Source organism: Arthrobacter sp. 1088, assembly GCF_031455315.1.
Taxonomy (GTDB): Bacteria; Actinomycetota; Actinomycetes; order Actinomycetales; family Micrococcaceae; genus Arthrobacter.
The window spans coordinates 141,614-161,942 of record NZ_JAVDSM010000006.1 but is presented as its reverse complement, the minus strand read 5'-3'; the positions used below and the strand labels follow the sequence as shown (position 1 = coordinate 161,942).

The window sequence follows — 20,329 nt, the reverse complement described above, 5'->3', positions numbered from 1 at the left end:
CACTGCCCGTGTGATTCACAGCAACTGGGAAGGAACGTGGGGAACTCAGCGCTCCGCTGGCAGGATGTTCTGGTTGCCGCGGAACACGTTGTCAGGATCGAACGCGGCTTTGACCTTGGAGAGCCGCCGATAGTTCTGCTCTCCATAGGCCGCCATGATCCGGTCCTGGCCTTCGTCACCGATGAAATTCAGCCACACTCCGCCCGTGGTGTGCGGAGCGATTTCCTGGCGGAACTGCTTGACCCAGGCCTTGGCTTCCTGACCGCCCTCACGGGTCTCGGACAAGCCAAACGGGTGGCTGACCCAAGCGGCGCCACGGTGTTGCAGTGGGGTGTTCGCAGCCGCCGGTCCGCTCACTGCTCCTCCCCAGCGTGCAATGAGCTGCTGTGAGTGCGCACCTGGCAGCCGGTTGGCGGAGGCCACGAAGAGATCCAGGGCATCGTCGTTGAGTTCGTTGTGATAGTCGGCGCTCCAATAGTTGTAGTGGTCCGGAGGGTCATCGATCATGCACTGGAAATCGGCGTACTGCATGGGTGAGACGAGGTCTACTGTTGGCCCGAGTTCGCGGAATGGTTTCGCATGCCCTTCTCCGGCCTCAAGGTCGCCTGCATACAGGTAGGCCATTCCGACGGCGAGTTTGCCCACCATGTCCTCCGGCACGAACTCTTCCGGCGGGGCGGTGAGGTACACGAGGGCTGTTCCGACGGCGTCGGGAACCTCAAGTGCCAATCCCCGGAAGGCGCGGGACAGGCCTGTGGCTTCCTCGCCGGGGAACAGCATGAGCCCGGCCATGACCGTAGGTCCGAGATCGTGGAGTTGGAAGGTGAGCGAGGTCGCCACGCCGAAATTTCCGCCTCCGCCGTGGAGTGCCCAGAACAATTCCGAATTCTCGCCCGCGTTGGCAGTGACATGTTCGCCGGACGCAGTCACCAGGTCGACGGAGAGCAGGTTGTCGCACGCGAAACCGTAGGAGCGTTCCAGCCAGCCTGAGCCGCCGCCCAAGGTGAAACCGGAAACGCCCGTGGTGGATGCCCGGCCGCCCGTGACTGCGAGCCCATGCTGCTGCGTGGCGCGGTCGAACTCGCTCCACGTCACTCCGGCGCCCACCTTGGCAGTTTTCGCCTCGGGGTCAACGCTGATGGATTTCATGGGACGGACGTCCACTACCAATCCGTCGTCATTCGTAGACATGCCAGCCACTGAATGCCCGCCGGAACGCACAGCGACATCCAGATTGTGGGTCCGTGCGTAGCTGAGCGCTTCGGCCACTTCGGCGGGATCTGAACACTTTGCAATGACGGCCGGCCTGCGGTCGATCATCGCGTTGAAGAGCTTACGGGCTTCGTCATAATCCGGGTTGTCCGGACGAATCCATTCCATGGGACGCTCCTTCGCGCCTGAGACTCTCTCCCTAGAACAGAGTACGGCTGCGGCCCCCGGCGGGCTATGGGTAATGCTTACGGAAGGCTTTCGCTTCGCCTCACGCGGTTCGCCCACTGCGTTCGACGGCGACCACGAAGTCTTATTTCGTTTGCGGTGAAATCATGACTCTCAATCCGCATCTACGGATCTAGACTCGTCTCATGCCGCAAATACGAATTTCCGAAGCAGCCCGGTTTTTAGGAGTCAGCGATGACACAGTGAGGCGCTGGACGGAGAACGGGACCCTGACCGCCCAAAAGGACGCATCGGGCAGGCTGGCTGTGGATGGGCTGGAACTCGCCAAGCTTGCACGCGACCAGTCGCACCTCCCCGACGACCCTGCGCGGTCTGGAAGTTCGGCCCGCAATCGCTTTGTGGGACTGGTTACGGGTATTACGGCGGACAAAGTAATGGCCCAGGTAGAGCTTCAATGCGGACCGTTCCGCGTCGTTTCCCTGATGAGCAGCGAAGCCGTCCGTGAACTCGGGCTCGAACTCGGCTCAGTCGCTACTGCCGTGGTCAAGGCCACCACCGTCATCATCGAAACACCCCAAGGAAAGAGCATCGTATGAAGCGCACACGAACGACAAGCGCGCTCTTTGCCACAGTAGCCTTGGCGGCAACCATGGCCGGCTGTGCTTCCAACACCACGGGCCCAGCGGCAACCGGGAATCAGCCCAGTGGCACGATCACCGTCTTTGCTGCGGCCTCCCTGAAGGCAACGTTCACCAAGCTGGCCAGCGACTTTGAGGCGAAGAACCCCGGTACCAAAGTCACACTGAACTTCGCCGGTTCCTCTGACCTGGTCACGCAGATTACGCAGGGTGCACCGGCTGACGTCTTCGCATCCGCCGACACCAAGAACATGACCAGGCTTTCGGACGCAAAATTGGTCGACGGCACTGCAACCAACTTTGCCATCAACGTCCTGGAGATCGCCGTCCCGCCCAGCAACCCGGCGTCGATCGCTTCCTTTGCCGACCTCGGCAAGCCGGGTGTAAAAGTAGTGGTCTGCGCGCCGCAGGTTCCGTGCGGGTCTGCCGCCGAAACCATTGAGAAGGCGACCGGAACCACGCTGAAACCGGTCAGTGAAGAGTCGTCGGTAACCGACGTGCTCGGCAAGGTCACCTCGAAGGAGGCCGACGCGGGCCTTGTTTACGTCACAGACATCAGAAACGCAGGTGACAAGGTCAAGGGCATCCCTTTCCCGGAGTCGGACAAAGCCGTGAACACCTACCCGATTGCTACAGTGGGCGCGAGCAAGAACAAGGAACTGGCCCAGGCATTCATCGGCATGGTCACCAGCAGCGAGGGCAAGAAGGTGCTGAACGACGCCGGATTCGGCACCCCGTAAGGATCCCGGTAAGGACTTCATGAACCGTCGCAGTGGCACCGGCTATACCGGCGTTCCACCATGGATTTACGTCATCGCAGCAGCCGGGGCACTTTTTGTCCTGCTGCCGCTGGTGGCGATGGTGGCCAAGGTCAACTGGCCACAGTTCATTCCACTGATCACGTCGGAATCCTCAGTCACTGCGCTCGGGCTGAGCCTCCGCACGTCAGCGGCGAGCACGGCGTTGTGTATCGTCCTGGGCATTCCGCTGGCGTTGGTTCTTGCGCGCAGCCCCTTCCCGGGCCAACGGCTACTCCGCGCGTTCGTCCTGTTGCCGCTCGTGCTGCCGCCCGTCGTCGGAGGTATTGCCCTCTTGTACACGTTCGGCCGCCAAGGCCTGCTGGGGAAGTCGCTCGAAGTGGCCGGTATCCAGATCGCCTTCTCCACCACCGCCGTCGTCCTCGCCCAAACCTTCGTGGCTTTGCCGTTCCTGGTGGTCAGCCTCGAAGGGGCGTTGCGAACAGCGGGGAACCGTTACGAGTTGGTCGCCGCAACGTTGGGCGCGCGTCCCACAACCGTCCTGCGACGCGTGACCGTGCCGCTCGTCTTGCCGGGATTGGCTTCCGGAGCGGTGTTGTCGTTCGCCCGGAGCCTGGGCGAGTTTGGCGCCACGCTCACGTTCGCCGGCAGTTTGGAAGGCGTAACCCGAACCCTTCCGCTGGAAATTTACCTGCAACGCGAGACCGACGCCGATTCCGCTGTCGCATTGTCGCTCGTCCTCGTGGCAGTCGCCGTGGCGGTTGTAGGACTCAGCTATGGTCGTCGCAATGCTGGCGACCGGGTGGAGGTTCAACCGTGAGTTTTGAGCTGCGGGCACGCCTTGATGCCAGGGATTTCGACATGTCCCTGAGCCTTGGTCCTTCGGAAACCGTGGCGGTTCTGGGGCCAAATGGTGCGGGCAAGTCGACGTTGCTTGGTGTGATTGCCGGGCTGCTGCGGCCGGATTCCGGCACTGCCCGGATCGGTGACTCGCAGTTGTTCGAGCTCGACGGCGGCGCTCGGCTCTGGACGGCGCCGCACCTTCGCGGCACGGCGCTGTTGGCCCAGGAAGCCCTGTTGTTTCCGCACCTTAATGCCCTGGACAATGTGGCTTTCGGCCCGCGCAGCACTGGTGCGTCGAAGGCCGTGGCGCGCGAAACGGCCCGCCATTGGCTCGCCGAAGTCGACGCACTGCCGCTCGCGTCACGGAAGCCCGCCCAGCTGTCCGGCGGGCAGGCCCAGCGGGTGGCCGTGGCGCGCGCACTCGCGGCCGATCCAGCACTGCTGTTGCTCGACGAACCCATGGCAGCCCTGGACATTCACGCAGCTCCGTTGCTGCGCAGGGTGCTCAAGCGGGTCCTTTCGGGGCGGCAGGCCATCATCGTCACGCACGATGTCCTGGATGCTTACATGCTCGCCGACCGCGTCATCGTCGTTGAAAATGGGCGGATTGCGGAGGAAGGCCCAACCCGGCAAGTCCTGGAACGCCCCCGCAGCCACTTCGCCGCCGGACTTGCGGGGCTCAACCTCGTCAGCGGAATCATCACAGAGCAGGGAATCACGACGCCGGATGGCCGGTTTTTCGCCGGACAGCACGATCCCGTGTGGTCACCCATGCACGGCCAGGCCGGCGTGGCGGCGTTCCCGCCGTCGGCCGTCTCCGTCTTCCTGGGCGATGTGCACGGTAGTCCCCGCAACTCGTTTCCCGTCACCATCACGGACCTTGAGCCCCATGGGGACCAGATCCGTGTCAGGGCGGCGGGACCGGGCTGGGGGGAGCTCAGCACCTTATCCGCCGATATCACTCCTGCGGCCTCTGCCGATCTCGGACTGGCACCGGGCCTGGACGTGCGGTTCGTCGTGAAGTCCGCGCTGGTTTCGATCTATCCTGCCTGAGGCCTACTCCCGGTAAAGACGCTCAGCGTAAGCGGACCCGTAGTAGGTTTCAAGGTCCTCCAGCGGAGCCTCGGGCTGGACATAGGTTTTGGAGAGCATCGCGATGCTCGGCAAGCCCTCCGAGTCCCAGGTTGCCGGTTCCCACAAGCCGCTGCGCATGAACGCTTTGCCGCAGTGCGTGAATACTTCCTCTACGGAGACCACGACGGCGGCGCGCGGCCGGTGGCCTTTGACTGTCATCTTCCCGAAGAAGTCGGCGTCGCTGACGATGCGTGCCGTTCCGTTGATTCGCAGCGTGTCAGTGCGTCCCGGAACCACGGACAGAATCCCGACGTTCGGGTTTTCCAGTATGTTGCGAAAGCCGAAGGCGAGCTTGTTTCCGGGGCGTTCCGGGATGGCAATCGTGGAGTCATCCAGGACCTCGATGAATCCCGCAGGATCGCCCTTTGGTGACGCGTCCACCCGGCCTTGGGCATCCGCCGTCGAGATGACGCAGAAGGGACTGGCGGCCAGCCACTGCCGGTCGAAATCGCTCAGTGAGGTGCGCACTTTTCGGCGCACCCGGTCCAGGGGTAGGCCGATCAATTGTTCCAGTTGTTCCACAGTGGAGATTGATTCCATGGCCTCAGCCTACGGGTGATGGCTTCTGGCCTCCTGTTATTCACATAGCCGTCGTTAGGTCTGGACACCTGTTTCGCCGTGGGCAAACATGGAACACAGTGGATCAAAAAGCAAAGTTGAGCGTAGTAGACTCAACTTTGAAAGTATTGGTCACACTCCAGAAAGGGAGCTCTCTTTGGACGTCAAATTCACCACCAAAAGCCAGGAGGCCCTTTCTGCGGCCGCCATGAATGCCTCCACTGCGGGCAACCCGCAGTTGGAGCCGGCGCATCTGCTCAAGGCCCTCATGGACCAGCGCGAGGGCGTCGCTGTCGCTCTCCTGCGCGCCACGGGTGCTGATCCGGACGCCGTGAGCGTTCAGGCCAGTTCGGCCATCAAGTCGCTGCCGTCCTCTTCGGGCAGCTCGGTCCAGCAAGCCCAGCTGTCCCGGCAGTCGATGCAGGCCATTCAGGCTGCCCAGAACGAGGCCGACAAACTCGGCGACTCCTTTGTCTCTACGGAGCACCTGCTGTTGGGGCTTTCGGCCGGCAGTGACGCCGTGGGCAAATTAATGCGCGACGCCGGGGCCTCCCACGAAGCGCTGCTTGCCGCCCTGCCGGGTGTCCGGGGCGATCGAAAGGTCAACTCGCCGGATCCCGAAAATACGTTCCAGGCCCTGGAGAAGTTCGGCACGGACCTTACTGCCATCGCCCGTTCAGGGAAGCTGGATCCCGTTATCGGGCGCGACAGCGAGATCCGTCGAGTGGTTCAGGTCCTGAGCCGCCGCACGAAGAACAATCCTGTCCTCATTGGTGAGCCTGGCGTGGGTAAAACTGCCGTCGTTGAAGGCCTGGCCCAGCGGATGGTTGCCGGCGATGTTCCGGAGAGCCTCCGTGGCAAGACCCTCATTGCCTTGGACATGGCCTCCATGGTGGCAGGCGCCAAGTACCGCGGTGAGTTCGAGGAGCGGCTCAAGGCGGTTCTGGAGGAGATCAAGAACTCCAACGGCCAGATCGTCACGTTCATCGATGAAATCCACACCGTCGTTGGAGCCGGTGCCACGGGTGATAGTGCCATGGACGCCGGCAACATGCTCAAGCCGATGCTGGCCCGCGGCGAGCTGCGCCTCATTGGTGCCACCACCTTGGATGAGTATCGCGAAAACATCGAGAAGGACCCTGCCTTGGAACGCCGCTTCCAGCAGGTCTACGTGGGCGAGCCGAGCGTCGAGGACACCATTGGCATTCTTCGCGGCCTCAAGGAGCGGTACGAGGCCCACCACAAGGTGGCAATCGCCGACTCCGCCTTGGTCGCAGCAGCAACCCTCTCCAACCGTTACATCTCGGGCCGTCAGCTTCCGGATAAAGCGATCGACCTCGTGGATGAGGCCGCGTCACGGCTTCGGATGGAGATTGATTCTGCGCCGGAGGAGATCGACCAGCTCCGCCGTTCCGTCGACCGCCTGACCATGGAAGAACTGGCGCTTCAGGGTGAGACTGATCCTGCATCGGTCGAGCGCCTGGCGGCACTCCGCGCCGACATGGCGGACAAGAAGGAAGCACTCAGGGCCCTCAACGCCCGGTGGGAAGCTGAGAAGGCCGGACTCAACAGGGTGGGTGACCTTAAGGCGAAGATCGACGAGCTGCGATCTGCCGCCGAAAAGTACCAGCGCGAAGGCGACCTTGAGTCAGCGTCGCGGATACTTTATGGCGAGCTTCCTGCCCTTGAACGTGAGCTCAATGCGGCTGCCGAGGAGGAGTCTGCCCGGGGCGATGCAAAGCCCGAGCTCATGGTCGCAGAGGAAGTGACTGCAGACGACATCGCCGAGGTCATCTCCGCCTGGACCGGCATTCCGGCTGGGCGCATGCTGCAGGGTGAATCCCAAAAGCTGCTGCACATGGAAGAAGAACTCGGCAAGCGCCTGATCGGTCAAACCAAGGCTGTCCAGGCAGTTTCGGACGCCGTCCGCCGTGCGCGGGCGGGCATTAGCGACCCCAACCGGCCCACGGGCTCCTTCCTGTTCCTGGGTCCAACCGGCGTGGGCAAGACCGAGCTGGCAAAGGCCTTGGCCGACTTCCTCTTTGATGATGAGCGCGCCATGATCCGGATCGATATGTCCGAGTATGGAGAGAAGCACTCTGTAGCGCGCTTGGTTGGTGCCCCTCCGGGATACGTTGGCTACGAAGAAGGCGGACAGCTGACGGAAGCCGTTCGTCGTCGCCCGTACTCTGTTGTGCTGCTCGACGAGGTGGAAAAGGCCCATCCGGAGGTGTTCGACATCCTCCTGCAGGTTCTGGATGATGGCCGGCTCACAGACGGTCAAGGACGGACGGTGGACTTCCGCAATACGATCCTGGTGCTGACGTCCAACTCCGGAAGCCAGTTCCTGGTGGACCCGTCCCTGGATGCCAAAGCCAAGCGCGATGCCGTCATGGCGGTGGTACAGGCCTCGTTCAAGCCGGAGTTCCTGAATCGTTTGGACGAGATCGTTCTGTTCGATCCACTGTCAGTGGAGGAGCTTGCCCGGATCGTGGAGCTCCACGTTGCTGAACTCACCAAGCGACTGCGGGACCGCCGCTTGACCCTCGAGGTGACCGATGCAGCCCGTGCCTGGCTCGCGATGTCCGGCTATGACTCCGCCTACGGTGCGCGACCCCTGCGACGCCTCGTCCAGCGCGAAATCGGAGACCGCCTGGCCAAGGAGATCCTGGCCGGCGAGATCAGCGACGGCGATACTGTCCTGGTGGATACCGCGGCCGACCTCGACGAACTCACCATTGAGGGATTCGAGGCGCTGACAGGTCCCGACGGCGGCCCGACGGTGGGCACTGGACTACTGGTTCGCAAGAAGTAGGCCGGGCGCTACCTGTTGAGGAGGTCTTCCTTGATGGTGTTGCCCGAATCCACAACGATGAAGCAATCAACGCGGCGGTCGCCCCGATCCCAACTCGTGGTACTCGGGTAAACGTTCTGCTGAAGCAGCACGTACTTATCGGCCACCTCGTGATTCAGCTTGACGTTGCCGCAGACTTCGCGGCCCTTGTCCTTCAGCGCATTCGTGCCGGGGAAGGAATCATCTGCTGGATATATGTGGACGGCGCCCAGTTGGGCTGAATGCTCCGTGTCACAGGGAACGGCCCTGGCCTTGGGGGCATTGGGATCGAAGTCGGCAAAGCAATCACCCACCTGGAAATCCTTGGCTTCGGTATCCCGCGGTAGCGGGCCAAGGCTTGCGGTCGGGCTCGGTGTGGTGACAACAGCTTCCGGGCGCGTCCCCAGCAGATTCAACAGCACCCAGATCACGACGCCGATGAGCACCAGGACGCCCACGACAATCGCGCCGATGACAAACCGCTGGCGTTTTACAGGGTCCCCGTGCGGAGCGTTTGTAAGATCCTGCGCGGGATCCCTTGGTTGGTAGGGGCCTGCTGGCTGGTAAGGATCTCCCGGCTGGTAGGGGCCTGTTGGCTGGCCCGGGTACTGTGGCTGGCCGGGATATTCTGGCTGGTCTGAGTGCTCGGGCTGGCCGGAGTCAGGCGGGAGCGCAGGATCGGGCTGGTCGCTGGGATTGGGTACGAAGTCCGGGTCCAGATCCGGCGCAGGGTCCGGCTGCAGGCCAGAAGCCTCGGGCTGTGTTCCCGAAGGTTGCTTCGGCTGCTGTCCCGGGGCCTGCGGCGGCGTGGGCGGTACCTTGGGCGCGGGTGGCACCCCGGCCTCGCCTTTATCGCGCGTTGAATCATCACGTGGTGGGGTGGTGTCCTCGCTCATATCCCGGAGTCTGCCTTCCTGCTCTGGAGCCGCATTGAGGCAGACTCTACCCAATTTTTGGGTGTATTGGAGGTGGTGGGGAGCGGTTTGGGCTGCAGTTGTACCCGACGCAGGTCCAGGGTGGCACGCAGGCACCCCTGAAAGCATGTAATCTAGACATACGACAAATTGACCAAACATTCCGGGGCCTCACCGATAGCCAAGGTGACCACCTCCGGTCCAAGTACAAAAGGGGGTCACGCCATGGGGCGCGGCCGTCAAAAGGCAAAAGCTACCAAGCAGGCTCGGGACATCAAGTACTACTCCCCGAACACTGACTATTCGGCACTTGAGCGTGAGCTCACGGGCCCATCCAGTCGTGTGAAAAGCCACTTCCCCGAAGATCCCCCGGAGCCGGACTACTCGGCATATGAGGACAAGTACGCGGAAGACGATGACGACGAGGTAGACACCCGCCGTATCGGATAGCTGTCGCAAATAATCGGTGCCTGTGGCACTGACTTGCGTACCGCCGTCGTACATTAAGGTCGTCGCGCATCTCCGGATGCCGAATATCTCTGAAAGAGGCCCGCAGGCCACGCCATTCATTGGCGTACCCTGCGGGCCTCTTTTTTGTGTGGGAATTTGGATCTTGCCGCGGCTCCCATCGGGCAGCCGAACCCGTTCGGCTGCCCGGGTAACCAGGCGAACGTCTGGCGAAAGGAGCGGAAGCGCCATAGCGTAGTCCCCATGGACTCCGACGCGGGGTCACTTAGGGCCCAATCCAGGCCTCAACATGGGCCGTAAGTGACCCCGCGTTGCTAGGAAAGGGAACGGCATGCCGGTGGTCGAGAGGTACAAGCAGGGGACACCATGTTGGGTGGACCTGTCCTCCACCGACGTTGAGGTTTCCAAGAAGTTTTACAGCGGGCTCTTTGGCTGGGAGCTGGATCCCATGGACGCCGGTAACGGCATGACCTACTACATGGCCTCTCTCCATGGCCGCAAAGTCGCGGGCATGATGCAGCAAATGCCGGATGCTCCAGAGGGAATGCCGTCCTATTGGGCCAACTACATTGCTGTGGACTCCGTGGATGACGCGGCCCAGCGGGCTGTGGCCGCCGGCGGGTCCATTCTGTTCGAGCCTGACGACGTGCCGAACGGCAGCGGACGGATGTTCTTCGCCATTGATCCCACGGGCGCGCAGATCGGCTTCTGGGAAGCTGGAACCCACCCCGGGTCCGGCTTGGTCAATGAGCCGGGCACCATGATATGGAATGAACTACAGACTGACGACGTCCCCAAGGCCGTGAAGTTCTACGAGGCCGTGACGGGATGCAGCAGCGAAACTGCACCCGCAGGTGATCTTCAGGAGTACACCAGCCTGCTGGTGGACGGAAAGAGGATTGCCGGTGCCCTCAAGCTGCCGATTGAAGGACTCTCGCCTTTCTGGATGACGTACTTCGGCGTCGAGGACGTGGACGCGGCTGTGGCGCAGGCTGTTGAGCTTGGAGCTCACGTGATCGCTCCGGCTTTCGATGTTCCAGGCATCGGGCGGATGGCTGTGCTCATGGACCCCGCCGGAGCGGCATTCAGCATCATGACAGGACTCGCCGCATGACTTCCCGGACCCATTATTCAAGTGGTGAACCCTGCTGGGCCGATCTGCAGACTCCGGATGTTTCCGCTGCCAAGGCCTTCTACGGCAAGCTGTTCGACTGGACGTTTACGGACCTGCCCACACCTGACGGCCGCAGCTACGCTCAGGCCTTTGTGGGCAAGGACCTGGTGGCGGTTATCGCTCCGCAGAATCCCATGCAGGAGGCTGCAGGCAACCATGGCCAGTGGAACATCTATCTCGCCGCAACGGACGCTGAGGAGATAGCGGAAGACGCCGTCCATGCTGGTGGGAAGCTCGCGTTCGGCCCGGAGCAGGTGGCCGATACCGGCGTCCTGGCCTTCATCGAGGCGCCCGGCGGCGGAACCACAGGGATCTGGCAAGCGGGTACCCACATTGGAAGCCACCTTTTCAATGAGGCTGGCGCCTTGGCTTGGGCTGAACTGCTGACTCCGGAACCGCAGGCAGCCATCGCGTTTTTCCAGCAGCTTTTCGGGCATGAAGTCACCGAATACCCCCAGGACGACGGCGGCAGCTACAGCACGCTGATAGTCAAAGGCGATGAGGTGGCAGGGGTTGTCCCTGCCGAAGAGGGCGAGGAAGCCGGTTGGCAGATCTATTTCGGCGTGGCGGATATTCGTAAAGCCGCCGAAGCAGCGCTAGCCGCCGGAGGAGTGGTGCTCGTGGAGCCGGAAGACAGGCCGGAAACAGGATCTCTGGCTACCATCCAGGATCCCCAAGGCGGCGTTCTCAGCTTGATCCAGATCTGACCATCCTGGCGTCGGAGGGCAACCTCCGGAACGATCAAAACAGGTCAGGAACCTACAAGCAGCAAAAACAAAGAGCGGCCGGGCAGTTGAGATCAACTGCCCGGCCGCTCTTTGACTAAGAGGAAACGCGCTTAGGCGTAGGCGTTCACCAAACGCACGGCACCGCCGTCGACACCCTTGGCACCCTGGACGTAGTCCGGGCCGGTCTTGTCGATCGAGTCGGAATCCGCAGTAACCGTACCCATGATCCAGGACGGCAGGCCGCGCTCGTTGAGGCGTGCCACGGCATCGTCAGCGGCTTCCGGGGACACGATGGCCACCATGCCGACGCCGAGGTTCAGCGTGCGCTCAAGGTCGGCCAGGGGCACGTTGCCCAGCTCGGAAACCAGCTTGAAGATAGCGGGCAGCTCCCAGGTGTTGCGGTCAACCGTGGCCACCAGGCCCTGCGGGAGGACACGCGCCAGGTTGGCAGCGAGGCCACCACCGGTTACGTGGCTGAAGCCGTGGACGGCTGCGCCGGCCGATACGGGGAATGTGCGGGCGAGGTCCAGGCAGTCAGCTGCGTAGACGCGCGTCGGCTCCAGCAGCTCCTCGCCAAGAGTGCGGCCGAGTTCGGAAACCTGGCGGTCCAGGGCCCAGCCGGCGTGGTTGATGACGCGGCGAACCAGGGAGTAGCCGTTGGAGTGGAGGCCGGAAGATGCCATACCGATCACGACGTCGCCGGCGCGGACGCGGTCCGGGCCGAGCAAAGCGTCAGCTTCGACAACACCGGTAGCGGCACCGGCGACGTCGTATTCGTGCTCACCCAGCAGACCCGGGTGCTCAGCGGTCTCGCCGCCAACCAGGGCGGTGCCGGCCACAGAGCAAGCAGCTGCGATACCACGGACGATGTCTGCGATACGCTCCGGGACAACCTTGCCGCAGGCAATGTAGTCGGTCATGTAGAGCGGCTCAGCGCCGACCACCACGATGTCGTCCACAACCATGCCCACGAGGTCGAAACCGATGGTGTCGTGGATGTCCATGGCCTGCGCAATAGCAACCTTGGTCCCCACGCCGTCAGTGGACGTGGCCAGCAACGGCTTCTTGTAGGTGAGCAGCTTCGAGACGTCGTACAGGCCTGCGAAGCCGCCGACGCCGCCAATCACCGAGGTGTTGTGCGTCGCCTTCACGGCGTCCTTCATGAGCTCGACTGCGCGGTCTCCCGCTTCGACGTCGACACCCGCGGAGGCGTAGGTGATGCCCGTTGAATTCGGGGTGCTTCCAGCGGCGGGGGTTGCGGAGGTCATACAGACTCTTTCTTGTCGGCGTCGGTCAAACGATCAGCGTCGGTCAGCAGGTTCTCGAATTCAGCATCCGGGCCCGGATCGCAGCCCGTAGCTCCGGGCTTCTCGGCCGGATCCTCGGAGTCGGCGGGGGACTCAGCAACAGGTGGCAATCCGCCGAGGTCCGTGCGCTCCAGCAGATTCTTGCCCAGCTTGTCAGCATGCGGCAGCTCAATCGGGTACTGGCCAGTGAAGCACGCGGTGCAGAGGCGTTCGCGCGGCTGCTGGGTTGCACCGATCATGCCGTCTTCGGAGATGTAGGCCAGCGAGTCGGCGCCGATTGCCTGGGAGATTTCCTCGATCGTGGCGCCGTTGGCAATCAGCTCCGCTCGGGAAGCGAAGTCGATGCCGTAGAAGCAGGGCCACTGGACCGGCGGAGAAGAAATCTTCACGTGGACAGCCGCGGCACCTGCTTCGCGGAGCATCCGCACAATGGCCCGCTGCGTGTTGCCGCGGACGATCGAGTCATCCACCACAACAACACGCTTGCCGCGGATCACGGATTCAAGCGCGTTGAGCTTGAGGCGGATGCCGAGCTGGCGCAGGGTCTGCGACGGCTGGATGAACGTGCGGCCAACGTAGGCGTTCTTGACGAAGCCGTGCGCGAAAGGGATGCCCGACTGCTCGGCGTAACCGACTGCTGCCGGGGTACCGGATTCGGGGACCGGAATGACGATGTCGGCCTCGTGGGTGTTTTCCCGGGCCAGCTGGCGGCCCATCTCAACACGGGCTTCGTACACGGAGCGGCCTGCGATGGCTGCGTCCGGACGGGCGAGGTAGACATACTCGAAGACACAGCCGGCGGGTGTGGCCTCGGCGAAGCGCTGGGAGCGGACGCCGTCCTCGTCGATGGCAATGAACTCGCCGGGCTCGATCTCACGGATGAAGCTCGCACCAACGGTAGCCAGGCCGGCCTGCTCGGAAGCGACAACCCAACCGCGGTCCAGCCGGCCCAGACACAGCGGGCGGATGCCGTATGTATCACGGGCAGCGTAGAGGGTTCCTTCATCCATGAAGACGAAGCAGAAGCCACCCTTGATCTTGGGCAGCAGCTCCAGTGCGGTCTGCTCCAGGGTCTTGCCCTCTTCACCCTCAAGGAGGGCTGTCACGAGGGCAGTGTCAGAGGTGTTGCCCTGCTTCATTTCACCGGTCAACTGGCCATCGTTGCGCTCGAGGATCATTTCCCGGAGCTCAGCAGTGTTGGTCAGGTTGCCGTTGTGGGCCAAGGCAACCGTGCCGGTCGCGGTTGCGCCCAAGGTGGGCTGCGCATTGGCCCAGTGGCTTGCGCCAGTGGTGGAGTACCGGCAGTGGCCAACGGCCAGGTGTCCGGTGAGGGTGTTCAGGGTCGTCTCATCGAAGACCTGGGACACAAGGCCCATGTCTTTATAGACATTGATGCGCTTGCCGTCACTGGTAGCAATACCAGCCGACTCTTGTCCGCGGTGCTGCAGCGCATACAGCCCGTAATAGGTGAGTTTTGCTACTTCTTCACCGGGAGCCCAGACCCCAAAGACGCCACAAGCGTCCTGAGGGCCTTTTTCGCCGGGGAGAAGATCATGAGAAAGTTTTCCGTCGCCACGTGCCACTGGTCGATTGTCTCATGTTGTGGCCGTGGTAAGTTCCCGCTCCGGCTTTGTGACCCCATGAACAGGCCCGATTCGACCAAAATGCGGCGTGTCTCACAGCGGCACCCCGGAAAGAGGTGCGCTGGGCCGGCTGCCTAGCGGCCGCCGTCGTGCTCTGGACCCTCATCCGGAACCGAATCCGGAACGGCCTCCACTACTGCCCGCTTGGTCCGCTTGACGCTGATCCGGTCCAGAACCAGGGCGAAGATCGAGAACAGGATGACGCCGCCGGAAACGCAGGCCACCAGGAAGAAACCGAAGACGGTGCTGGCGTCGAAGGCGGGGTCCGCAGGGCGGCCGTACGCGATGAAGGCGGCGGCGATTGCACCCACAATGGCACCCAGAATCATGAACGGAACGAACCTGGGTGCCCGGCGAACTGTAATCTCGCGGCGGGCAGTGCCATTTCCGGATGGGGAGTTGGTGTCCTCAGAAGCCATGCCTTCCAGCCTACCGTTCCCTGTTTGTGTACAGATAATGCCCCTCGGATTGCTCCGTAGGGGCATTATCTGTACACAAGTCAGCTGCCGCGGTACGTCGAAAACGCGAACGGGCTCAGCAGCAGCGGCACGTGATAGTGCTCACCGGCGTCCGAAACCGTGAAGTTCAGGTCCACTTCCGGGAAGAACGTTTCCGTGCCAAGGCCCTCGTAGTAATCGCCAGTGGCGAAGTTCAGACGGTAGGCGCCGCCGGGAATCCGCTCCGGACCGAGATCCTTGATGCGGCCGTCGGCGTCGGTCTCGCCCTTTGCGACCAGGGTCCAGCTATCGCCTTCGCGGACGTAAAGTACGACGGCGACCCCCGCCGCCGGGCGTCCGGAACCGGTGTCCAGGATGTGCGTGGTTACCTGCGAAACGGTCATGAATTTTCTCCTTCGCTGATCACGCCTGCGAGTCGCAGCAAGGCGATCTCCCGCAGCTGGCCAGCCACGATTACGTCTTCTTCTTCGGGCGTGTGGTTGAGCCGCTCCTGAAGGGAGCCGAGGATCTCCTGGGCGCTGCGTCCTGCCGCGCGGATCAGGAAGACCCTGCCGAACTTCTCTTCGTAGGCGCGGTTTCCCTCGGCGAGGGCGGCGGCCGTGCCGTCGTCGCTGGGGTCCACTCCGGACTGTTCCGAACGGGACATGGCCGCTTCGGTGGTTTGCGCCTTGGGCCGCTCGCCGATCCGGGGGTGGTGGGCCAGTGCGGACTCCACCTCTTCCGGCGTGAACGGCTCGGCAGCTTGGCGGGCCTGCCCCAGCAGTTCGTCGACGCTCGTGAAGGGTCGCGCGTCCGCGACGTCCTCAACCCAGCGGCTGATATCCAGGCAAGGGGTCAGGGTCCTGATGGCCTCGTCCCGGTCAACACTGTTGAATACTGCAAGCTCCATGCTTGTGTCATCCTCGTGCAAATGCTGGCATCCATGGTGTGGGCTATGCGGAACTCCTGCTTTCCGGCAGGAGGAAGCTTGCTTCTATTGATTCCGCATCATGGAACTGTTATTTCAGCATACGTAAATAGTTAAGCCGAGCACTTAGGCTGGTGTCAAGAGAGTACCGCGCCGGAGCGCCGCGTTCTCACAGTCAGGTAGAGGCGGTGCGCCGTAATGACCAAGGCAAGCCAGGCTATCCCGAGAATCCAGGCGGCCAGGACATCAGTGAGCCAGTGGTGCCCGAGGTAGACACGACTCAAGCCCATGGTTGCGGCAAACGCCGATGCCACCACCACCGTGATGATTCTGGCCTTGGCCGTTTTGAGGCGAAGAATGATCAAGTAAGCCACGATTCCTGCGATCACGATTGAATTCAGGGAGTGGCCGCTGGGAAACGACGGCGAGTGCTCGTACGGCGGAATTGCGTCCGCGAGGTCAGGGCGGGTGCGGCCAAACAGAGGCTTGCCCAGGACAGTCATGAGGAGTGAGCCCAAGCCCGCCGTCAACATCAGGATGACAGGAGTCCAGGAGCGACGCTTCGTGGCCAAGGCGATCATGATCCCCACCGCGATGATGGGCATGCCAACCGTGCCGCCAACATTCGTGTAGGCAGTGACGGCGAGATCCAGCGCGGGGGAGCGAACGGACCTGGCGGCGTCAAGGACCGGATGGTCAAGGCCCGCAACCCCGTCGGCTTCAGTGACCGACTCGTAAACCTCCCCGAAAGCCACTGCGAGGGACACGGCAATGACAAGTCCTACGGCCAACGTGATGATCAGCGCTGCATACGGGCCCAGCAGTGTGGTGATCCGCTGTGCAGCTCCCGCCAGGACGCGGCCTACCGGGGATTTCCACCGTGTGAGGTCCTGTCCTGCGACGAACCGGTCCTGGCTGACCTCGCCGCGGACGCCCTGCTCCGGTTGCTCTTTTCCTTCAGTCGTCACCCTTGTCCCCTCACCGTGGCGGCCTCCGTAGTGGTGAGTAACCTTAGCAGTTTGGGCTTGGGGCAGCCGATGTGGCTCGCCCCGCACCGCACGCTGGGGCAGAATGACGAGAACCAGCTGAAGGAGTTCGCACATGCCAGACATATTGACGTCCAGGTTCCTGTTCGGTCCCGGCCCGAGCAACTGCTACCCCGAGGCCATGGCCGCGCTGGCCTACCCGGTGCTCGGGCATTTGGATCCCGTCTTCATCGAACGCCTGGACCGGACGTGCGAGGGGCTGCGGGCCGTCTGGGGTACTTCGAATGCGCGCACGCTCCCGCTGAGTGCCACAGGTTCAGGCGGCATGGAGGCAGCATTCGTGAACACCGTCTCCGACGGCGACGTGGCAGTGATCGCTGTCAACGGACTATTCGGAGCGCGCATGTGTGAAGTCGCCCGGCGTTGCGGGGCTACTGTCGTCCGGGTTGACCACGAGTGGGGCCAGCCCGTTGATGCTGACCGGGTGCTCGCCGCACACCCTCATCCCAAGGTGATCGCCGCTGTTCACGCCGAGACTTCCGTCGGCGTTCTCTCCGACATCGCTGCGCTGGGCGCAGGCAAGGGCGACGCCCTGTTGATCACCGACGCCGTGACGTCCATCGGCGGACTGGAACTTCGGGCAGACGACTGGGGGATCGACGTCGGATATGCCGGGACTCAAAAGTGCCTGGGCGTGCCACCCGGGCTTTCGCCGTTCACGGTCTCGGACAGGGCCTTTGAACGGCGGATCAAGGATCCGCGCTCGTGGTACCTGGATATCGGCTTGCTCGGTGGCTACGTAGGGGCGGCGAGTGGTGCCCGCACGTACCACCACACCGCGCCGGTCAACATGATCGCCGGCCTCGAAGCCGCCCTGGACCGCATCCTCGCCGAGGGGCTCGACGTCGTACAAGCCCGCCACCGCGCTGCCGGCGCTGCACTGCAGAGCGGACTGCAGGAGATGGGACTTGAGCTGTTTGCCGCTGAAGGCGCACGGCTGCCGAGCCTCACCACCGTGAAAGTCCCCGACGGCGTCAGCTCGGCCGCCGTCCGCGCTTACCTCCTCGAGAACTTCAGTATGGAGATCGGTTCGGGCGTGGGCGAGTTCGCGGATACTGTGTGGCGCATCGGAATGATGGGGCCCAACGCAAACAGCGCGTCAGTGACCTTGGTTCTGGGCGCACTCAAAGAGGCCATCGACAAGGCGTAAGTGAGCGAGCATCGCCCGAAAACCCGTTGGATGTGAGCGAGCATCCGTACTTCCGATGTTCTCTCACTTCCTGACCGTTTTCGCCGGATGTTCTCTCACATCGTGACCGTTTTCGCCGGATGTTCTCTCACATCATGCCGGCGCCGACGATCACTCGGTGACGTGACCGGCGTCGTACGCCAGAGTCGCGGAAGCCGGGGTGCTGCCATCGGCGGGCTGGATCGAAGCGATCGTCAGGAGGCCAGCCCCCGGAAGGGCGACCGACTGACCTGCGCGGAAGGCCTGCTTTCGTTCCTGTTCGGCGGTGCGGATCCAGAACTGGATGGCGGGAGCACCGTCGGCAATTCCGATCTTCACAACCCCCACCCTGACGCCGTCAAAAGTGGGCTGCATGCCTTGCTTGACTGTAACCAGCTGTTCCACGGTCATCCTTACTTCACGCCCACGGAGTACACGGAGTCAAAGTTTTCCTTGTACTCATCCTCGGTCAGTTCCAGGGTGCCGGCCTTCTGCTCGCCGTCCAGCTTGCCTCCGGCCGGGCCCCACGGGTTGGCCAGAACCACAACTTTCTCGCCGTCGTCGTTGGTCTTTACGTCCACCACTATGTAGGCGTGGTTGGGGACGACATCCGTGCGGCTGACCTCGTCCGGCTCCCAGAACCAGTCAAAGTCGTCGTCCTTGACGTCTTGGGTGCCAACCGAGACCGCCTGACCGTCAGCAAGTTTGTCTTCGATCTCGTCGAGGTCCAGTTCGCCGTCCTTATCCGCGGACTGTCCCGTCATGAGCTCCATTGCATCGTTGCTGAACCCGCCATCAATGTCATCGTATGAACCGCCACGGTGCTCGGCCGCAGCACGTTCATAAATGGAAAGCCAGTTCGGCTGGCCGTCGGCGCCCCGGACTCCACCTTCAGTGGACTTGGCCTCCACCGTCACTTCGACGGGTTCGCCGTCTTCGTACAGAGTCACAACCCAATGCGTTGGAGGGTCTCCCACGGGACGCATGTGGGAGGCAAGGAACTCGTCGAGTTTGCCTTCGCGCTCCAACGTCTGTGCCACAGAGCCTATGCCCGCCAAGAGCCAGCAGTCGCCGATTTGCCCTTGGTGGATATCGCTCGGATCACCTGCATCGGGATCTTTACGGACGTCGCCTGGAACATCCACATCCGAGGTATCAGGATCCAACGGCTCCGGATCGCCGGGAGGATTGGAATCCTGTTTGCCTGCGTCGCCGCTACGGCTGCCTTCCGAACTGGTCTTGTCCTGCTCGTCTGCATTGCGGCTCAGTTCGTTGGCCTGGCTTTGCAACTCGCCGGAAATCAGCTTCAGCATGGGGCGGTGCTCCGACTCCCAAGCCGCCCGGAACATCACTGCGTCGCGGCCCTCCCACGGCGCGCTGGATATGAGCTGGCCCAATTCCAGCGAAAGCGTGCTCATTTTGTCCGAATGCCGGGACATTGTCTTGGCGAGCGCCCGAAGTTGATCAACGTCAGCACCGTAGAATCCCGGCATCTGTCTGTCCCCCTATGTTTGAAGCTGAAGCCTAAGCCAAGTTATCTGTGGGAGCTGCTCATGGCGATGGGTAGAACTTCCCCTTAGCTCGCCGGAAGCTCCGTGGGGTCGCAGGTCTTGGAATCCACGGGAACGTTCATGCGCAGATATGCCGGGCTTTTGGACTCAAGGATTACCGTGGCACCGGTTCCGTCCGTGCTGCGGGTTACTGTCCAGCCGCCGGGAACTGCATCAATTCCATCGAAGGCCGGGAATTCGTGCTGCTTAAGGATGGGATCGGCCGTAGCGAAGACGGCTTCAAAATTCTTGGATGGCTCCACAATATCTGCACTGCTCTTCATGCTCGCCGGGTGAAATATGCACCGGCCGTCGCTCGCCAGAGCCATGGTGGCAGGCTTGTCCACAGCCCAGGTGATTGCCGGCATCGTCTTCTCCAATGCCGCGATCAGATCCCTGCGCAGGGCGTCGTACTTTGTGAAGCTCTCTGCAACCGGGGCAGGCTCGGCAGTCACCGGAGGGGGACTGCTGGGTTCCGTATGGGGGCCGTCGGGAGCGGAGCAGCCCACCATGATTGCCGCCCCAAGTATCAGAGCAGCTGCCAGTATTTTCCGTGCAGTGCGGCCCTTTCGGCGGTCCATGTCATCCCCCAGTTTCATCAAGCCCTCGACGTCGGGCCTCACGGAATGCTTTCACAGTTGCGTCATGTCTGGCGATGGGCAGAACACCCCATCCCGCGACCCAGAGTTGCGGGATGTGAGCGAGGATCGCCCGGAAAGGCGTTGGATGTGAGCGAGGATCGCCCGAAAAGGCGTTGGATGTGAGCGAGGATCGCCCGAAAACCGGTGGGATGTGAGCGAGGAT

General features: G+C 62.6%; 21 protein-coding genes. 9 read left to right on the top strand and 12 right to left on the bottom strand.

Annotated features, from left to right (window positions below):
• Nucleotides 1–45: 45 nt before the first annotated feature.
• Nucleotides 46–1,380 (bottom strand): FAD-binding oxidoreductase, encoded by a 1,335-nt coding sequence (locus J2Y41_RS11285; RefSeq protein ID WP_309928492.1) that lies wholly within the window; start codon nucleotides 1,378–1,380, stop codon nucleotides 46–48.
• Nucleotides 1,381–1,583: 203 nt separating this feature from the next.
• On the opposite strand from J2Y41_RS11285, the gene J2Y41_RS11280 reads away from it, so the two are divergent.
• From J2Y41_RS11280 to J2Y41_RS11265, 4 genes are read left to right on the top strand one after another with little or no spacing between them, the layout of a single operon-like run.
• Nucleotides 1,584–1,994, top strand: a complete 411-nt coding sequence (locus J2Y41_RS11280) for a TOBE domain-containing protein (protein ID WP_309928491.1) — start codon at nucleotides 1,584–1,586, stop codon at nucleotides 1,992–1,994.
• On the top strand, nucleotides 1,991–2,776 hold the full coding sequence (gene modA / locus J2Y41_RS11275) for a molybdate ABC transporter substrate-binding protein (protein ID WP_309928490.1): 786 nt from the start codon (nucleotides 1,991–1,993) through the stop codon (nucleotides 2,774–2,776). The genes J2Y41_RS11280 and modA overlap by 4 nt, the downstream gene beginning before the upstream one ends.
• 19 nt (nucleotides 2,777–2,795) lie before the next feature.
• A complete protein-coding gene (locus J2Y41_RS11270) occupies nucleotides 2,796–3,614 on the top strand; it encodes an ABC transporter permease (protein WP_309928489.1) in 819 nt (272 codons plus the stop codon).
• Nucleotides 3,611–4,690, top strand: a complete 1,080-nt coding sequence (locus tag J2Y41_RS11265) for an ATP-binding cassette domain-containing protein (RefSeq protein WP_309928488.1) — start codon at nucleotides 3,611–3,613, stop codon at nucleotides 4,688–4,690. The genes J2Y41_RS11270 and J2Y41_RS11265 overlap by 4 nt, the downstream gene beginning before the upstream one ends.
• Before the next feature lie 3 nt (nucleotides 4,691–4,693).
• Here the strand turns inward: J2Y41_RS11265 and J2Y41_RS11260 are convergent, their stop codons facing one another.
• Nucleotides 4,694–5,311, bottom strand: a complete 618-nt coding sequence (locus J2Y41_RS11260; protein WP_224165446.1) for an MSMEG_1061 family FMN-dependent PPOX-type flavoprotein — start codon at nucleotides 5,309–5,311, stop codon at nucleotides 4,694–4,696.
• 175 nt (nucleotides 5,312–5,486) lie between these two features.
• On the opposite strand from J2Y41_RS11260, the gene clpB reads away from it, so the two are divergent.
• On the top strand, nucleotides 5,487–8,144 hold the full coding sequence (gene clpB / locus J2Y41_RS11255) for an ATP-dependent chaperone ClpB (RefSeq protein ID WP_309928487.1): 2,658 nt from the start codon (nucleotides 5,487–5,489) through the stop codon (nucleotides 8,142–8,144).
• 8 nt (nucleotides 8,145–8,152) lie between these two features.
• On the opposite strand, the gene J2Y41_RS11250 is transcribed toward clpB, so the two are convergent.
• Nucleotides 8,153–9,058 carry a hypothetical protein gene (locus tag J2Y41_RS11250; protein ID WP_309928485.1) on the bottom strand — a complete coding sequence of 302 codons (906 nt, stop codon included), beginning with the start codon at nucleotides 9,056–9,058 and terminating at the stop codon, nucleotides 8,153–8,155.
• Nucleotides 9,059–9,301: 243 nt separating this feature from the next.
• Here J2Y41_RS11250 and J2Y41_RS11245 point away from each other — a divergent pair, with 243 nt between their 5' ends.
• The 3 genes from J2Y41_RS11245 (at nucleotide 9,302) to J2Y41_RS11235 (ending at nucleotide 11,425) form a co-directional block, all read left to right on the top strand.
• Entirely contained in the window at nucleotides 9,302–9,526 is a 225-nt protein-coding gene (locus J2Y41_RS11245; RefSeq protein ID WP_024818182.1) for a DUF3073 domain-containing protein, read from the top strand.
• 349 nt (nucleotides 9,527–9,875) lie between these two features.
• Entirely contained in the window at nucleotides 9,876–10,658 is a 783-nt protein-coding gene (locus J2Y41_RS11240) for a VOC family protein (RefSeq protein WP_224165443.1), read from the top strand.
• Complete coding sequence (locus tag J2Y41_RS11235) at nucleotides 10,655–11,425, top strand: VOC family protein (protein WP_309928483.1); 771 nt, start codon at nucleotides 10,655–10,657, stop codon at nucleotides 11,423–11,425. The genes J2Y41_RS11240 and J2Y41_RS11235 overlap by 4 nt, the downstream gene beginning before the upstream one ends.
• 131 nt (nucleotides 11,426–11,556) lie before the next feature.
• Here J2Y41_RS11235 and purM read toward each other — a convergent pair whose 3' ends face one another.
• From purM to J2Y41_RS11205, 6 genes are all read right to left on the bottom strand, one after another.
• Nucleotides 11,557–12,714, bottom strand: a complete 1,158-nt coding sequence (gene purM, locus J2Y41_RS11230; protein ID WP_309928482.1) for a phosphoribosylformylglycinamidine cyclo-ligase — start codon at nucleotides 12,712–12,714, stop codon at nucleotides 11,557–11,559.
• The gene (gene purF, locus J2Y41_RS11225) at nucleotides 12,711–14,336 is read right to left on the bottom strand and encodes an amidophosphoribosyltransferase (protein ID WP_224089088.1); all 1,626 of its coding nucleotides are present in this window, start codon (nucleotides 14,334–14,336) and stop codon (nucleotides 12,711–12,713) included. Before purF ends, purM begins: the two co-directional genes overlap by 4 nt.
• 134 nt (nucleotides 14,337–14,470) lie before the next feature.
• Nucleotides 14,471–14,815 carry a hypothetical protein gene (locus tag J2Y41_RS11220; RefSeq protein WP_309928481.1) on the bottom strand — a complete coding sequence of 115 codons (345 nt, stop codon included), beginning with the start codon at nucleotides 14,813–14,815 and terminating at the stop codon, nucleotides 14,471–14,473.
• An 80-nt stretch (nucleotides 14,816–14,895) separates the two neighbouring features.
• On the bottom strand, nucleotides 14,896–15,237 hold the full coding sequence (gene uraH, locus J2Y41_RS11215) for a hydroxyisourate hydrolase (protein WP_224089084.1): 342 nt from the start codon (nucleotides 15,235–15,237) through the stop codon (nucleotides 14,896–14,898).
• Nucleotides 15,234–15,743 carry a 2-oxo-4-hydroxy-4-carboxy-5-ureidoimidazoline decarboxylase gene (gene uraD, locus J2Y41_RS11210; protein ID WP_224089081.1) on the bottom strand — a complete coding sequence of 170 codons (510 nt, stop codon included), beginning with the start codon at nucleotides 15,741–15,743 and terminating at the stop codon, nucleotides 15,234–15,236. The genes uraH and uraD overlap by 4 nt, the downstream gene beginning before the upstream one ends.
• Before the next feature lie 155 nt (nucleotides 15,744–15,898).
• Nucleotides 15,899–16,729, bottom strand: coding sequence for a phosphatase PAP2 family protein (locus tag J2Y41_RS11205; RefSeq protein WP_309928480.1), 831 nt, complete (start codon nucleotides 16,727–16,729; stop codon nucleotides 15,899–15,901).
• Between the two features lie 133 nt (nucleotides 16,730–16,862).
• On the opposite strand from J2Y41_RS11205, the gene J2Y41_RS11200 reads away from it, so the two are divergent.
• Nucleotides 16,863–17,957: an alanine--glyoxylate aminotransferase family protein gene (locus J2Y41_RS11200; protein ID WP_309928479.1), complete on the top strand. Its 1,095-nt coding sequence runs from the start codon at nucleotides 16,863–16,865 to the stop codon at nucleotides 17,955–17,957.
• A 150-nt stretch (nucleotides 17,958–18,107) separates the two neighbouring features.
• On the opposite strand, the gene J2Y41_RS11195 is transcribed toward J2Y41_RS11200, so the two are convergent.
• The 3 genes from J2Y41_RS11195 to J2Y41_RS11185 all read right to left on the bottom strand — a co-directional run bounded on the left by J2Y41_RS11195 (nucleotide 18,108) and on the right by J2Y41_RS11185 (nucleotide 20,148).
• Nucleotides 18,108–18,380: a hypothetical protein gene (locus J2Y41_RS11195; protein ID WP_309928478.1), complete on the bottom strand. Its 273-nt coding sequence runs from the start codon at nucleotides 18,378–18,380 to the stop codon at nucleotides 18,108–18,110.
• A gap of 8 nt (nucleotides 18,381–18,388) precedes the next feature.
• Complete coding sequence (locus J2Y41_RS11190) at nucleotides 18,389–19,468, bottom strand: C2 family cysteine protease (RefSeq protein WP_309928477.1); 1,080 nt, start codon at nucleotides 19,466–19,468, stop codon at nucleotides 18,389–18,391.
• 83 nt (nucleotides 19,469–19,551) lie between these two features.
• Nucleotides 19,552–20,148 carry a hypothetical protein gene (locus J2Y41_RS11185; RefSeq protein ID WP_309928476.1) on the bottom strand — a complete coding sequence of 199 codons (597 nt, stop codon included), beginning with the start codon at nucleotides 20,146–20,148 and terminating at the stop codon, nucleotides 19,552–19,554.
• Between the last annotated feature and the right edge of the window lie 181 nt (nucleotides 20,149–20,329).

Bases quoted from the DNA above. Each gene is read 5' to 3' on its own strand.
- uraD (WP_224089081.1), bottom strand. From the start codon at position 15,743: ATGGAGCTTGCAGTATTCAACAGTGTTGACCGGGACGAGGCCATCAGG.
- J2Y41_RS11280 (WP_309928491.1), top strand. From the start codon at position 1,584: ATGCCGCAAATACGAATTTCCGAAGCAGCCCGGTTTTTAGGAGTCAGC.
- J2Y41_RS11235 (WP_309928483.1), top strand. From the start codon at position 10,655: ATGACTTCCCGGACCCATTATTCAAGTGGTGAACCCTGCTGGGCCGAT.
- J2Y41_RS11245 (WP_024818182.1), top strand. From the start codon at position 9,302: ATGGGGCGCGGCCGTCAAAAGGCAAAAGCTACCAAGCAGGCTCGGGAC.
- J2Y41_RS11220 (WP_309928481.1), bottom strand. From the start codon at position 14,815: ATGGCTTCTGAGGACACCAACTCCCCATCCGGAAATGGCACTGCCCGC.
- modA (WP_309928490.1), top strand. From the start codon at position 1,991: ATGAAGCGCACACGAACGACAAGCGCGCTCTTTGCCACAGTAGCCTTG.
- J2Y41_RS11240 (WP_224165443.1), top strand. From the start codon at position 9,876: ATGCCGGTGGTCGAGAGGTACAAGCAGGGGACACCATGTTGGGTGGAC.
- purM (WP_309928482.1), bottom strand. From the start codon at position 12,714: ATGACCTCCGCAACCCCCGCCGCTGGAAGCACCCCGAATTCAACGGGC.
- J2Y41_RS11285 (WP_309928492.1), bottom strand. From the start codon at position 1,380: ATGGAATGGATTCGTCCGGACAACCCGGATTATGACGAAGCCCGTAAG.
- J2Y41_RS11190 (WP_309928477.1), bottom strand. From the start codon at position 19,468: ATGCCGGGATTCTACGGTGCTGACGTTGATCAACTTCGGGCGCTCGCC.
- uraH (WP_224089084.1), bottom strand. From the start codon at position 15,237: ATGACCGTTTCGCAGGTAACCACGCACATCCTGGACACCGGTTCCGGA.
- J2Y41_RS11250 (WP_309928485.1), bottom strand. From the start codon at position 9,058: ATGAGCGAGGACACCACCCCACCACGTGATGATTCAACGCGCGATAAA.
- J2Y41_RS11200 (WP_309928479.1), top strand. From the start codon at position 16,863: ATGCCAGACATATTGACGTCCAGGTTCCTGTTCGGTCCCGGCCCGAGC.
- J2Y41_RS11270 (WP_309928489.1), top strand. From the start codon at position 2,796: ATGAACCGTCGCAGTGGCACCGGCTATACCGGCGTTCCACCATGGATT.
- J2Y41_RS11260 (WP_224165446.1), bottom strand. From the start codon at position 5,311: ATGGAATCAATCTCCACTGTGGAACAACTGGAACAATTGATCGGCCTA.